Genomic DNA, 12,383 nt, shown 5'->3' with positions numbered 1-12,383 from the left:
AGTTATTGATTTAATCAGGACTTCAATAGGCTTATGAAATTCAGGGACTACTACGAAACACTTGGTGTAGCGCGTGGCGCTACCGAAGCAGAAATTAAAGCGGCTTACCGAAAGTTGGCGCGCAAATATCACCCAGACGTAAATAAAGAAGCTGGGGCAGAGGCTCAATTTAAAGAAGTCGGCGAAGCCTACTCTGTTCTCAAAGATACTGAAAAGCGTGCTTCCTACGATCGCATGGGCGCCAACTGGAAAAATGGGCAAGACTTCACTCCTCCACCAAACTGGAATGAAGGATTTGAATATTCGGATAGCAACTTTGGTGGCGGGCATGGTGGATTTGGTGGTGGCTACGAGGGCGATCAAAGTGAATTCTTTGAATCCCTCTTTGGTAGAGGGCGTCAGAGCCAAGGTGGACAAGGTGCTAACCCCCGCCAAGGCATGAACCTCAAAGGTCAAGATCATCATGCCAAGATATTGATTGATCTTGCGGATGCGTATAACGGCGCACAACGGACTATCTCCCTGCATATGCCTACGCAAGATGCTCACGGTCATGTCAGCACCCAAGAACGCAAGCTTGATGTCAGCATTCCGAAGGGTATTAAGGCTGGACAAAATCTACGCTTAGCTGGTCAGGGCGGCCCAGGCATGGGCTCTGGTGGTACAGGTGACCTGTACCTTGAGATTGATTTCCATCGCAATCCTATTTATCGCGTGGACGGCAAAGACGTTTACCTTGATTTACCGCTAGCCCCATGGGAAGCGGCGCTTGGCACTACCGTCAATATTCCGACCCCTGCAGGCTCAAATTTAGAACTGAAGATTCCAGCGGGCACAGCCGCCGGCCGCAAGATGCGACTCAAAGAGAAAGGCATCCCCAGCAAAGAGGCGGGCGATCTATACGTAGTGCCAAATATTGTTTTACCCAGCGCTGAAACAGATGCGCAAAAAGAGGCTTATCAAGCACTGGAAAAAGCTTTTGATTTCAAGCCCAGAAACCATTTGAAGGGATGATGAATATGACACAAACACAAATCACCTGGATTACAGGTAGCGTTGTTGAGGAAGAAGTACACATGAGCATTGTGGAAATTTCACAAGCGACGCGTGCGCCAGAGGATCTCATCATGTCTTGGGTATCTGAAGGTGTTCTTAGTCCTGCAGGCTCATCCCCAGAGGACTGGCGCTTCAGTGGAGAGTCCCTGAAGCGTGCAAAGACTGCTGCTCATTTAAGCCATGATCTAGAGCTTAATACTCCTGGAGTTGCTCTAGCGCTAGATCTTCTAGATGAAATCAGTCGTCTTCGAAATCAGCTGGTTCGTGAAAAAATAGTTTAAGTCCCTGAACGGTTTAGCAACGATGCACTTGTAATTTAGGATAAAAAAATGACCGCACTGCCCTGCATTGAAATTGAAACCGCCCCCAATCCAAGTGCCGCCGTCATTTGGCTTCACGGACTAGGAGCCGATGGTAATGACTTTGTACCCATCATTCCCCAGCTCAATCTTTCTGAATGCCCTGCTATTCGATTTGTTTTTCCAAGTGCACCCTCCATGGCTGTCACAGTCAATGGTGGCTACGTGATGCCAGCCTGGTATGACATTACTGAGAGAGATATCAACGCTCGTGAAGATCTTGCTGGCATTCATAAATCAGCAGCAGCAATCTCACAGCTAATTGAGCGAGAGGCAAGCCGCGGGATTGCTTATGAAAAAATTGTTTTAGCCGGCTTCTCGCAGGGCTGCGCTATGTCTTTACAGGTCGGCCTACGTTTTCCGCATCGATTGGCCGGCATCATGGCGCTATCGGGCTACCTACCTCTAGCAAATTCACTGGCACTCGAGAGAAGTGAGGCCAATGGTAAGACTCCTATATTGATGGCACATGGTGTTTGGGATGCCGTGATCACTCTAGAGCGCGCAGAAGCTTCAGCCGATATCTTGGAAAAATTAGGCTATCAGGTGGACTGGAATACCTACCCAATGGAACACTCTCTTCATCCAGATGAGCTAGTAGATATTTCTAGATTTTTGAGTACCGTACTGAGCAGGTCATAAACCACACTACTTTGGTCATTGGGACCTCAATTACATTAAGATTCTGAGCGACTTAAGAGCAACTCCCAACGCTGTAATTTGATATCTAGATCAGCGGTGATTTCTGACAAGCGCGTTTGCATGCTCGCCGCTAATTCAGGCTCATTCTTGTAGAGATCGGGATTACTCATAGCGATCCCAATATCAGCCTGCTCTGTCTCCAGGGTTTCGATCTGCAAAGGTAGGGCTTCTAATTCCTGCCGCTCTTTACCATTGAGTTTATTCACACCGGTTTTTGCGACCGGAGGTTTTAATTCAACTTTTACCTCTGCTTTTACTTCTGGCTTTGATTCGAATTTCTCAGCAGCCTTAAGGCCACCGTTGGCAGCGCGAATCTTGTCTGAGCGTGCCTTCTGGATTTTCCAATCCTCGTAACCACCTTCATACTCTCGCCAAAATCCATCACCCTCATTAGCGATGATGCTGGTAACTACGTTATCCAGGAAGTAGCGATCGTGACTAACCAAGAACACCGTGCCTTTATAGTCTTGGAGTAATTGCTCGAGCAAATCCAGAGTGTCGATATCCAAATCATTCGTTGGCTCATCTAGCACTAAAACGTTTGCAGGACGGGCAAATAAGCGCGCCAATAACAGGCGGTTACGCTCTCCACCAGACAAAGTACTGACCGGTGAATTAGTGCGCTCAGGCGCAAATAAGAAATCACTCAGATAACTCTTCACGTGTTTCTTGTTACCGTTGATTTCAATCCACTCGCTACCTGGGCTGATGTAGTCCTCGAGTGAGGCATTGAGATCAAGACCTTCACGCATTTGATCAAAATAGGCTACCTCGATACGAGTACCCATCGTTGCTGTGCCAGAGTCTGGCGCAATCGTTCCAAGGATCAACTTAAGTAACGTAGTCTTACCTGCGCCATTAGGGCCAAGGAGTCCGACTTTATCGCCACGCAAAATCGTTGCCGTGAAATCCTTCACAATCGGGCGCTCGTATGACTTGGAAACATTTTGCAAGTCAGCAACAATCTTGCCGCTTCTATCTCCTGCTGAAACTGCAAGCTTTACTTGCCCAACAGCATCACGTCTTTGTGAGCGAGTCGCACGAAGGTTTTCTAGGCGTGCAATACGAGCAACGCTGCGAGTACGCCTAGCCTCGACCCCTTTACGAATCCAGACCTCTTCTTGAGCGAGTAATTTGTCCGCGCGTGCATTAGCCAAAGACTCTGAATTCATTTCCTGATCTTTTAATACCTCATAGGCTGAGAAGTTACCTGGGTAGGTACGCAAGATACCGCGATCAAGCTCAACAATTTGCGTGCAAACGTTATCCAAGAAAGCGCGATCATGGGTAATCAAAATCACAGAGCCTTTGTACTCTTTCAATAAATCTTCCAGCCAAGAAATAGAATCTAGATCCAAATGGTTAGTAGGCTCATCCAAGAGCAGCACATCAGGCATCTCTACCAGCGCACGAGCAAGAGCAACCCGCTTCTTGGTACCGCCCGATAAAGTATTAATCTTGAGCTCAGCCTCTAGGTGAAGACGATCCAGCGTTTCATGAACGCGTTGCTCCCAATTCCAGCCGCTTAAAGCCTCCAATTGTGACTGCACTTCATCTAGACGATGGTGGGCAGCATCATCCCACTCTCCAATACTAAGAGCTTCGTATTCTTCACGTAGGGCTTTGGCTTGCGCCACACCCTTGGATACGGCATCAAAAACGGTTTCCTCAGCTTCAAATATAGGCTCTTGTGGAACATAGGCAATGCGAAGACCCTGCTGATATTGCAGCAAGCCATCATCCATTTTTTCTATGCCCGCCAAGATCTTCAATAAAGAGGATTTGCCAGTGCCATTACGGCCAATTAAGCCAACACGCTCCCCAGATTCGAGTGAGAAAGCAGTGTTTGCGAGGAGGTCAACGTGGCCAAAAGCCAGTTTTGCATCAGTGAGTACGATTAAAGCCATGGCGACATTATCGTCACTTCACTCAAAGTGGTGATATTTCCAATAAACATGGGATTGAGAGGTGGAATTTACCCAAGGCATAGCTCCAAATAAAGGGATAAATGCCCTGCAAGCTCAGCTTTACTAAATTAAGCCTGTTAGATTATTTAGATAGATAGTCAAGCGCAATAGCTTCCGCTACCTTAATGCCATCAACTCCTGCCGATAAGATTCCACCCGCATATCCAGCGCCCTCGCCTGCAGGATAAAGGCCTTTGATATTTAAACTCTGAAAATTGATACCTCGAGTAATACGCAATGGTGATGATGTACGCGTTTCAATGCCAGTCAATACGGCATCCTTAATCGAAAAGCCTTTAATCTGCTTTTCAAAAGCGGGGATCGCCTCTCGAATTGCTTCAATGGCATAAGGAGGTAAAGCATCAGCAAGATCTGTCAGATGCACGCCGGGTTTATAAGACGGAATTACAGAACCAAATTCTGTAGAAGCTTTACCAGCGAGAAAGTCTCCTACCAATTGCCCAGGAGCTTCATAAGTAGATCCGCCGAGCTCGTATGCCTTGGACTCCAAAGCTCTTTGAAACTCAATGCCGGCAAGAGGACCACCGGGATAATCTTCAGGAGTAATACCGACAACGATACCCGCATTTGCATTACGCTCATTGCGAGAATACTGACTCATTCCATTCGTAACAACACGGTTTGGCTCGGAAGTTGCAGCAACAACGGTTCCGCCTGGGCACATACAAAAACTATAAACTGCGCGGCCATTCTTGGCATGGTGAACCAATTTGTAATCCGCTGCACCAATGAGTTCATTGCCAGCATGAGGCCCTAAGCGCGCCCTGTCGATCAAGGATTGTGGATGCTCAATACGAAAGCCCACTGAAAAGGGTTTTGCTTCCATATAAACCCCTGCCGCATGCAGGGCCTCAAAGGTATCACGAGCACTGTGCCCTAAGGCTAGCACTACATGATTAGCTGATAAATCCGGATGTCCCTCAATCTTGACTCCAGCGATTTGGTCCTTCTGAATATCAAAGCCAATCACTTTTTGTGAAAAGCGAATCTCTCCACCAAGCTCAATAATTTCTTGACGCATTCTTTCGACCACACCCACCAATCGAAAGGTGCCGATATGAGGCTTAGCTACATAACGAATTTCTTCTGGGGCGCCTGCTTTGATGAATTCGGCAATTACTTTACGGCCGTAAAACTTCGGATCTTTAATTTGACTCCAAAGCTTGCCATCAGAAAATGTCCCTGCACCACCCTCACCAAATTGCACATTGGATTCTGGATTAAGAACATTCTTGCGCCACAGACCCCAAGTATCTTGAGTACGCTCACGTACAGCTTTACCGCGCTCTAATACGATCGGTTTAAAACCCATTTGCGCCAAAACCAGGGCGGCAAAAATTCCACAAGGGCCAAATCCAATGACAACGGGTCGCTCAAAACCTTCGCTCATTACTTGTGAGGCGTTAGCGACAAAGTGATAACTCATATCCGGCGATGGTCGAATATGAATGTCATTCGAAAATTGCTTCAGTAATTTTTCTTCATTCCTTACCGATAAGTCCACGGTGTAGATAAAGGCCAGAGCCACGTTTTTTCTAGCATCGTAGCTACGCTTGAACACATCAAACTGAATCAGGTCCTGGGCTTGAATATTCAAACGCTTCAAGATCGCCTCTTCCAGTGCCTCGGGGGCATGGCTAATAGGTAAGCGAAGTTCGGTAATACGGATCATGGGGCTCTACGATACACAGTAAATTGGGGCATTTTGCCAAATAATACTGGGATAAGCCGAATGATTGCCTTAAAAGGCGATAATGCGCCATGGCTCTACGCGCAACTATCCACAAAGCCGACCTTCATGTCGCAGACTCTGACCGCCACTATTACGGCAGTCATTCACTCACTATTGCAAAGCACCCCTCTGAAACTGAAGAGCGGATGATGGTGCGCATTATTGCGTTTGCCCTTCAAGCACAAGAAGAGTTAGCTTTTACTAAAGGTTTGAGCGATACCGATGAGCCTGATCTTTGGGTAAAAGACCTCACGGATGCCATTCAGCTTTGGATTGAGATAGGCCAGCCAGACGAGAGGCGCATTCTGAAAGCCTGTGGTCGATCTGATCAAGTCATTGTCTACTGCTACGGCGGGCACACCAGCAAAATCTGGTGGGATGGCATTGCCAATAAATTAACTCGCGCCCGTAATCTTCAGGTGATCTCCATTCCAGCGGAGCAGGCCAAAGAGCTCAATAAGCTAGTTGAGCGTAGCATGGTTCTGCATGTGAATATTCAAGATGGGGAAGCATACGTTTCTTCAGATATGGGGCAAGTCACTATCACCCCAGAAATCTGGCGCAATCAACAGCAATGAGACCTGTAGTTTTAGACACCAATATCTTGTTAGATATTTTTGTCTTTAATGACAAAAGAACGATTCATCTGAAGCAAGCAATCATGGATGGGATTATTCAAGTAATCACGAGTCAAAAAACCTTGCTGGAACTTGCTGACGTCATATCACGCCCCCTCTTTAATCTTGATGAAGTCGCCCAAGCAAGTATTTTGGCTCAATGGCAATCTTTTGCTCAGATGCATGATGATTCCAATTTAGCCCCCGCACCCTGGAAATGCCAGGATCCGGATGATCAGATCTTTTTAGATTTGGCCTATCAACTCAGGCCTACATTACTCATTAGCAAAGATAATGCAGTACTTCAAATTGCTAGTAGAGCAGCCTCAGAAGACATTCTCATTACCAACGATTACAACGCCTTTAGACTAAAGAACTAAAACGCAATCCTTTGGCTGCCTCAGCAGCAATTTCAAAGGACTTGAGGCGGGCTTGATGGTCATAAATTTGACCCGTGATGATGATTTCATTAGCACCGGTCTGATCAAGCCAATATTGCATCTCTTTTCTTACAGTCTGTAAAGATCCGACAGCAGAACAGCGCAAAGCATGAGCAGCAGTTATTTTTTCATGTGGCTCACAGAAGTCATCTATATCTTCTATTGGGGAAGGTAACTGCCCGCGGGTATTTCGGCGCATACGAATGACGTTTTGCTGCAAAGTAGTAAAAAGGTGTGCAGCCTCTTCATCGGTATCAGCAGCGACTACATTCATTAAAAATGCACAATAGGGTTTGGCTAACTTATCCGATGGCTTAAACAATTCGCGATAGGTTGACATAGCATCCAATAATTGCTCCGGTGCAAAGTGAGATGCAAATGCGTAAGGTAGGCCGAAGTGAGCCGCTAATTGTGCGCCATACAAGCTAGATCCTAATATCCAAATCGGTACCTCGGTATCTGCACCCGGAATAGCTCTCACAATTTGACCCTCCTCGATGGGGCCAAAGTAATGCTGTAACTCCCGTACATCCTGCGGAAAGCGATCATCACTTCCGAGCAAATCTCGACGTAAGGCTCTAGCTGTCATTTGATCTGTACCTGGCGCACGCCCCAGACCCAACTCAATCCTACCGGGGTAGATAGATGCCAAAGTACCAAATTGTTCTGCAATGACTAGCGGGGCATGATTTGGCAACATCACGCCACCCGACCCAACGCGAATGGTTTTTGTACCACCAGCAATATAAGCAATCAAAACAGCAGTAGCAGAGCTAGCATTACCTGTCATGTTGTGGTGCTCTGCTACCCAATAGCGGGTATAGCCTAAAGCCTCCGCATGCTGAGCAATATCTAAAGAGTTCCGTAAGGCATCTGCAGCAGTAAATCCCTCTGGGATCGGAGATATATCTAGAATGGAGTACGGGACGCAATTTGCCATCCAACAATCATACTAAGAAAGCGCTTTTTTGACATGAGTAAACTAGAGACGCCAACGATGCCAAAGATGGCAGATGCCGATGACGGCCTCTTTAAGCCAGGTAGTAAGCTAAGGCACATTAAGACGGGTGGCTTTTATAAAGTAGTCTTACTTGCCAATGTCGAAGCTAATCTAGAGCCAGCCTACGTTTATGAATCACTTCAGTCGCACGATTTTTGGATCAGACCAAAGGCCGAGATGGAAGATGGTCGATTTGAGTTGGTCAATGCTTAAGATAAAGGTAAAGGAACTGACATGAGCGATGATCGCATCACCAATCTTGAAATTAAACTCAGCTTTACTGAAGATTTGATTGATCAACTCAATGAAGCAATCTACAAGCAGCAGCAACAAATTGAATTTCTGTATCGTGAACTTAAATCCATCAAGGAGCAAGCTAGCAGCGGGGATGGTGTAGGTAACAACAATCCAAAAGATGAAATCCCTCCGCATTATTAAAGTCCTTGATTTATATTAGATTAAGTTATATCATTTTTGACATATATCAATATTGATATAATTTATAGATGACCATATGGACTGTACATGCCCTTAATAACACCGTTGACGATGAGCTAGAGGCCCTGCCAGTAGATATTAGAAGTAAGTTTGTGAGAGTCTCTGGTTTACTGGAGCAGTTTGGCCCCCAAAATGTTGGAATGCCTCACATCAGGTCTTTGGGTGATAAATTCTGGGAAATACGAGTCTCTGGACGGGGCGGAATTGCAAGAGGAATTTATCTCTATGCAAAAGGAAAAAAAATAATCGTTTTACATGTGTTTATTAAGAAGACTCAGAAAACTCCACTAGCAGCTTTGGAGATGGCGACAAGAAGAGCTAAACAGGCAAAGCTAATATGACTAAGATATCCAATTTACATAAAAAGTGGATTAAAAATCCAGACTACAAAGAAGCTTACGACGAGTCACGTATGGAGTTTGAAATTGCGCAAGAAGTTATCGAGGCGCGCATGAAAAGTGGACTATCCCAAGAGGAGCTAGCCGCACTAATGAGCACCTCCCAATCTGCAATTGCAAGACTTGAGAGTGGGGTCAGTCTCCCCTCCCTGAGGACTTTGACGAAATTGGCGGCAGCCACAAATACCCATATTGAAATCCACTTCAAGCCAATTAAAAATTCAAAGCAAAAATTAGCCGCTTAGGGCTCCACTAAAATTAGCTATTATCAATATTGATTTCGAAGGCTATTAAAAAAGGTAAATACCATGGGTAACTTAGTGCCATTTTTAGTCCAGTGGGGCTTAACCTCTCTATCCCTTTGGGTTGCCAGCTATCTTTTTAGCGGCTTACGCTTTGCAGATGGTGGCTCACTCTTAATTGCTGCCCTACTGCTGGGATTTGCTAATGCAGTAGTAAAGCCCCTGTTAATTCTCTTCACGCTCCCACTAACTGTCCTCACGATGGGACTGTTTCTGCTAGTAGTGAATGCCTTGGTACTAATGCTGGTGTCTGCAGTGGTGAGTGGCTTTACGATTTCTGGCTTTTGGACCGCATTCTTTGCCAGCATCTTTATTTCTTTATTCAGCCTCTTTATCAGCGGAATGCTGTTTTAAAAATTACTCTGCCCCAGGATAGATGTCAGACCACGGGTGGAGCGCATCGCGGCATGGGCGACTCTTTGAAGTCATTGATCTGGCATTCTCAGCCAAAATGCTTGCGCCGCCCGTCAAAAATCCAAGCCCAATAGAAACGGCGCTATTGACTACCCCGGCTTGATTAATACCTGCCTTTGGATTGGCCAATGTCCCACCCATTTTTACCATACCACTTAAATCTAAGCCCGTGGTGAGACCTGATTTCTCTTGTGGATCAATGGTGAGATTAATTACCTCCGTCTTCAGATTGATAGAGCCAGCTAAAGCCACGTCTAACCTATCTGTTTCAGCCCCAACTGACTTAGCTATATTGATCTGGCCGTTGTTAATTGGCAAATAGGCAACAGCACACTCCAAAATTGTCTCGTTCGTTTTTTTACGTAGCGGGTTCATCGAATCCAAAAGCGTCACTACGAAATCACCAGCATCATTTAAAAAATTCGTACCCATACGTGCCTGGCTAATACTCAACTGAATCTTGCCATTTGAATTTGATGCCATTTGATGCAAGCTACTTCCAGAGGTTTTCACATCAAACGCCATCTTCATGCCACCCCCGCTCACCTTGGATCCCGGGTCAAGCCTAGCTAGCAAGCTTTCTAGTGTGAAATCCTTTGTCATCCCTATGGCCCTCAATACCGGGTTTGCCGTATCCAGCCCAGAGAGTTTGATCTGTAAGTCAGCGCTACCCTTATCCATCTGAAACCTGAGGTTTGGAACATCAATCACACTGCCATTCAATTGCAAGGTAGCTTCAAGATGTTCAATAGATTTACGTTTTGGCAAATTGAATTCACCAATATTGATTGCGACTTTCCCTTTGACTAAGGGCAGCACATCAAAGGGAATGTTCTCATTACTAAATAAGTACTTAGGCTGCGGCTTTTGAGTTTGATGTACGACTGGCGCTGACTTAGCGGCACTTACTGCCTGCGGAGAATGATTGGGCGACACCCCGAAAACGGGCCAGTCAAATGCTTTTGAGTTCAGTGTCAAATCCATTGTGGGCGGGGTCTTGGGATTCTTACTTACCTCGCCTTTAATCATCATAGACTTACCATTCATAGTGAGGTTCAAGTCAATTGGGAATTGTGCAGATGAGACATTCCACTTTTTGAGTAATCTAGAAAGTGAGCCCGTTTTTCCGCTGAGCTCGAGAACTTGCTCTTGAAACTTCATCGCAAGGGATACGACTGTTTTATCGCTACTGTCTGCCAACGATAAGCGCTGAATTTGGTAGCTTGAAATGGTGTTTGAAGGATCTTGATATTGAATACGGGCATCCGTAATCGAAACATTGTCCATAGAAATTAAATCATCGCTAACAGATGATGTTTCTGCATTATTTTTAGTATCGGAAGGTTCCTTGGGGGCGTCAGTACTGAAATCCCAATTAGCTTTACCAGTCCCATTTTTTTGAAGAAATAGCTCCAGGCCAGAAAGCTTCACACTGTCAACCTCAATCCGCTTACTCAGAAGCGGCAGAGTTTTAATGCTTACATCAATGCGCCTGAGCGTCAGCATGTCAGAATCAGGTGCCCAAGATGCATTACTCAGACTCAAGCCCTCTGCGGCAACGGAAATGCTCGGAAAGAAACTGAGACTTACTGGCCCAGTGATTTTTAGATCTCTGCCGGCAGCAGTCTTCACAGAGGAAGAGAGCAATCTGGTCAGTTGTACTGGATCTACTGTTGAGGCTGCATACCATATACCTATTGCAATCAGGATGATTACGGTGCCAAGGGTGCTAATAGTGATTTTGACTAATTTACTCATTGTTAAGTGATTCTAAATTGCATACCAGCCTTAGACTAGGATTAATTTTTATATTTTTTAATTTCGCTAGCATAAGACCCTCAAGTGGAGCCGACTTTTTGTTGAGACTTAAATCAATCGGACATTCACTCTGAATATTGAAGGTAAATCCCCATATCAGTATCAGCAAAAGTGGAAAGATCTGAAGTAAGATCAAAGCTGCAATATGCACATTAACTACCAATAGGAAGGGCAATAGACCATGGCTACAAAGAAATCTCCAGCAAAAAAGAAAGTAGCTAGCAAGGTGGTAAAAAAAGCCCCTGCAAAGAAAGCCGTTAAAAAAGTTACCGCCAAAAAGGTGGTAGCCAAAAAGGCTGTCAAAAAGGTAGTGAAAAAAATAGCAGAAAAAAAGTCAGCTACTAAAAAACCTGTGGCAAAAAAAGTAGTTAAAAAGGTAGTCGCTAAGAAGCCTGCAGCCAAAAAGCCAGCGCCAAAGAAAGCTGCCAAGAAATCACCTAAAGCAGTTGCACCGAAGAAGCTCAAAGTGGATCAGTACGGACTCGAAGAGGATGATGAGTTCTACGGCCTCTACTTTGCTAAATCAACCAATAAGGGCTTAGTTGAAGTAAAACCTTGCACCTTCTCGCTGATGTATTGGTGGAAAGGATTGCTAGGCTATCCCGATATGATTGAAATCTCTAAAGATAGCGATACTGCAATGCTGCAGTTTGAGTCCACTTTTGGTGGCGGCGATTCTGGTGAGACAGAGTTGACAGAGAAAGATGTGTTCGATGTTGACCATATTATTGAAGTCGACGAACAAGAGCAGTTAGTCTCCCTCTACTCTTACGTTCCTATTCCTGTGCCAGAAAAGCTGATTGGCGCATTAGGCCTCTCCATCTTGAATATCAATCCGGAAACTCGTTATGGCAGCCTTGAGATTTGCTCTACTGATAACGAAGAAGGTGCGAATGAGCACTTCTTACGCTATCGTGCAGCTACTTATTTGCGTGGCGTGAAATCTGGCAAGGTTGAGGCCATTGAAAGCATGGTCACTAATGGCTCAGAGTTCTTCGGCTTAGCTTTAGATGCAATGTGCGTTAATAAATCAATTAAGAAGTGGTTGCTTAGCTAAGT

At 45.4% G+C, this 12,383-nt stretch carries 15 protein-coding genes; 11 read left to right on the top strand and 4 right to left on the bottom strand.

The window, feature by feature from the left end:
* Positions 1 to 33: 33 nt before the first annotated feature.
* From C2759_RS03275 to C2759_RS03265, 3 genes are read left to right on the top strand one after another with little or no spacing between them, the layout of a single operon-like run.
* Positions 34 to 1,014, top strand: a complete 981-nt coding sequence (locus tag C2759_RS03275; RefSeq protein ID WP_215356257.1) for a DnaJ C-terminal domain-containing protein — start codon at positions 34 to 36, stop codon at positions 1,012 to 1,014.
* A 5-nt stretch (positions 1,015 to 1,019) separates the two neighbouring features.
* Entirely contained in the window at positions 1,020 to 1,337 is a 318-nt protein-coding gene (locus C2759_RS03270) for a chaperone modulator CbpM (protein ID WP_215356256.1), read from the top strand.
* 48 nt (positions 1,338 to 1,385) lie between these two features.
* A complete protein-coding gene (locus C2759_RS03265; RefSeq protein WP_215356255.1) occupies positions 1,386 to 2,057 on the top strand; it encodes an alpha/beta hydrolase in 672 nt (223 codons plus the stop codon).
* A gap of 35 nt (positions 2,058 to 2,092) precedes the next feature.
* Here C2759_RS03265 and C2759_RS03260 read toward each other — a convergent pair whose 3' ends face one another.
* Both C2759_RS03260 and C2759_RS03255 read right to left on the bottom strand, forming a co-directional pair.
* Entirely contained in the window at positions 2,093 to 4,024 is a 1,932-nt protein-coding gene (locus tag C2759_RS03260) for an ATP-binding cassette domain-containing protein (RefSeq protein WP_215356254.1), read from the bottom strand.
* A 142-nt stretch (positions 4,025 to 4,166) separates the two neighbouring features.
* Entirely contained in the window at positions 4,167 to 5,777 is a 1,611-nt protein-coding gene (locus tag C2759_RS03255) for an NAD(P)/FAD-dependent oxidoreductase (protein ID WP_215356253.1), read from the bottom strand.
* Between the two features lie 89 nt (positions 5,778 to 5,866).
* On the opposite strand from C2759_RS03255, the gene C2759_RS03250 reads away from it, so the two are divergent.
* Positions 5,867 to 6,415, top strand: a complete 549-nt coding sequence (locus tag C2759_RS03250; RefSeq protein ID WP_046329832.1) for a YaeQ family protein — start codon at positions 5,867 to 5,869, stop codon at positions 6,413 to 6,415.
* Positions 6,412 to 6,834 (top strand): putative toxin-antitoxin system toxin component, PIN family, encoded by a 423-nt coding sequence (locus tag C2759_RS03245; RefSeq protein WP_215356252.1) that lies wholly within the window; start codon positions 6,412 to 6,414, stop codon positions 6,832 to 6,834. The genes C2759_RS03250 and C2759_RS03245 overlap by 4 nt, the downstream gene beginning before the upstream one ends.
* On the opposite strand, the gene C2759_RS03240 is transcribed toward C2759_RS03245, so the two are convergent.
* Positions 6,818 to 7,834, bottom strand: a complete 1,017-nt coding sequence (locus C2759_RS03240) for an LLM class flavin-dependent oxidoreductase (protein WP_215356251.1) — start codon at positions 7,832 to 7,834, stop codon at positions 6,818 to 6,820. The two genes, C2759_RS03245 and C2759_RS03240, sit on opposite strands and share 17 nt — an antisense overlap.
* 33 nt (positions 7,835 to 7,867) lie before the next feature.
* On the opposite strand from C2759_RS03240, the gene C2759_RS03235 reads away from it, so the two are divergent.
* From C2759_RS03235 to C2759_RS03215, 5 genes are all read left to right on the top strand, one after another.
* Positions 7,868 to 8,107, top strand: a complete 240-nt coding sequence (locus tag C2759_RS03235) for a hypothetical protein (RefSeq protein WP_046329829.1) — start codon at positions 7,868 to 7,870, stop codon at positions 8,105 to 8,107.
* A gap of 21 nt (positions 8,108 to 8,128) precedes the next feature.
* Positions 8,129 to 8,332 carry a SlyX family protein gene (locus C2759_RS03230; RefSeq protein WP_215356250.1) on the top strand — a complete coding sequence of 68 codons (204 nt, stop codon included), beginning with the start codon at positions 8,129 to 8,131 and terminating at the stop codon, positions 8,330 to 8,332.
* A 68-nt stretch (positions 8,333 to 8,400) separates the two neighbouring features.
* Complete coding sequence (locus C2759_RS03225; protein WP_215356249.1) at positions 8,401 to 8,733, top strand: type II toxin-antitoxin system RelE/ParE family toxin; 333 nt, start codon at positions 8,401 to 8,403, stop codon at positions 8,731 to 8,733.
* A complete protein-coding gene (locus C2759_RS03220) occupies positions 8,730 to 9,035 on the top strand; it encodes a helix-turn-helix domain-containing protein (protein ID WP_046329827.1) in 306 nt (101 codons plus the stop codon). The genes C2759_RS03225 and C2759_RS03220 overlap by 4 nt, the downstream gene beginning before the upstream one ends.
* Before the next feature lie 63 nt (positions 9,036 to 9,098).
* Entirely contained in the window at positions 9,099 to 9,446 is a 348-nt protein-coding gene (locus tag C2759_RS03215; RefSeq protein WP_215356248.1) for a phage holin family protein, read from the top strand.
* A 3-nt stretch (positions 9,447 to 9,449) separates the two neighbouring features.
* Here C2759_RS03215 and C2759_RS03210 read toward each other — a convergent pair whose 3' ends face one another.
* A complete protein-coding gene (locus C2759_RS03210; protein ID WP_215356247.1) occupies positions 9,450 to 11,264 on the bottom strand; it encodes an AsmA family protein in 1,815 nt (604 codons plus the stop codon).
* Between the two features lie 241 nt (positions 11,265 to 11,505).
* Between C2759_RS03210 and C2759_RS03205 the strand changes: the two genes are divergently transcribed.
* The gene (locus C2759_RS03205; protein ID WP_215356246.1) at positions 11,506 to 12,381 is read left to right on the top strand and encodes a hypothetical protein; all 876 of its coding nucleotides are present in this window, start codon (positions 11,506 to 11,508) and stop codon (positions 12,379 to 12,381) included.
* The last annotated feature ends 2 nt before the right edge of the window (positions 12,382 to 12,383 follow it).

It is taken from the genome of Polynucleobacter sp. MG-Unter2-18, from assembly GCF_018687675.1.
Lineage (GTDB): Bacteria > Pseudomonadota > Gammaproteobacteria > Burkholderiales > Burkholderiaceae > Polynucleobacter.
Note: the sequence above shows the minus strand (reverse complement) of the source record. Positions and strands in the feature narration are given on the sequence as shown.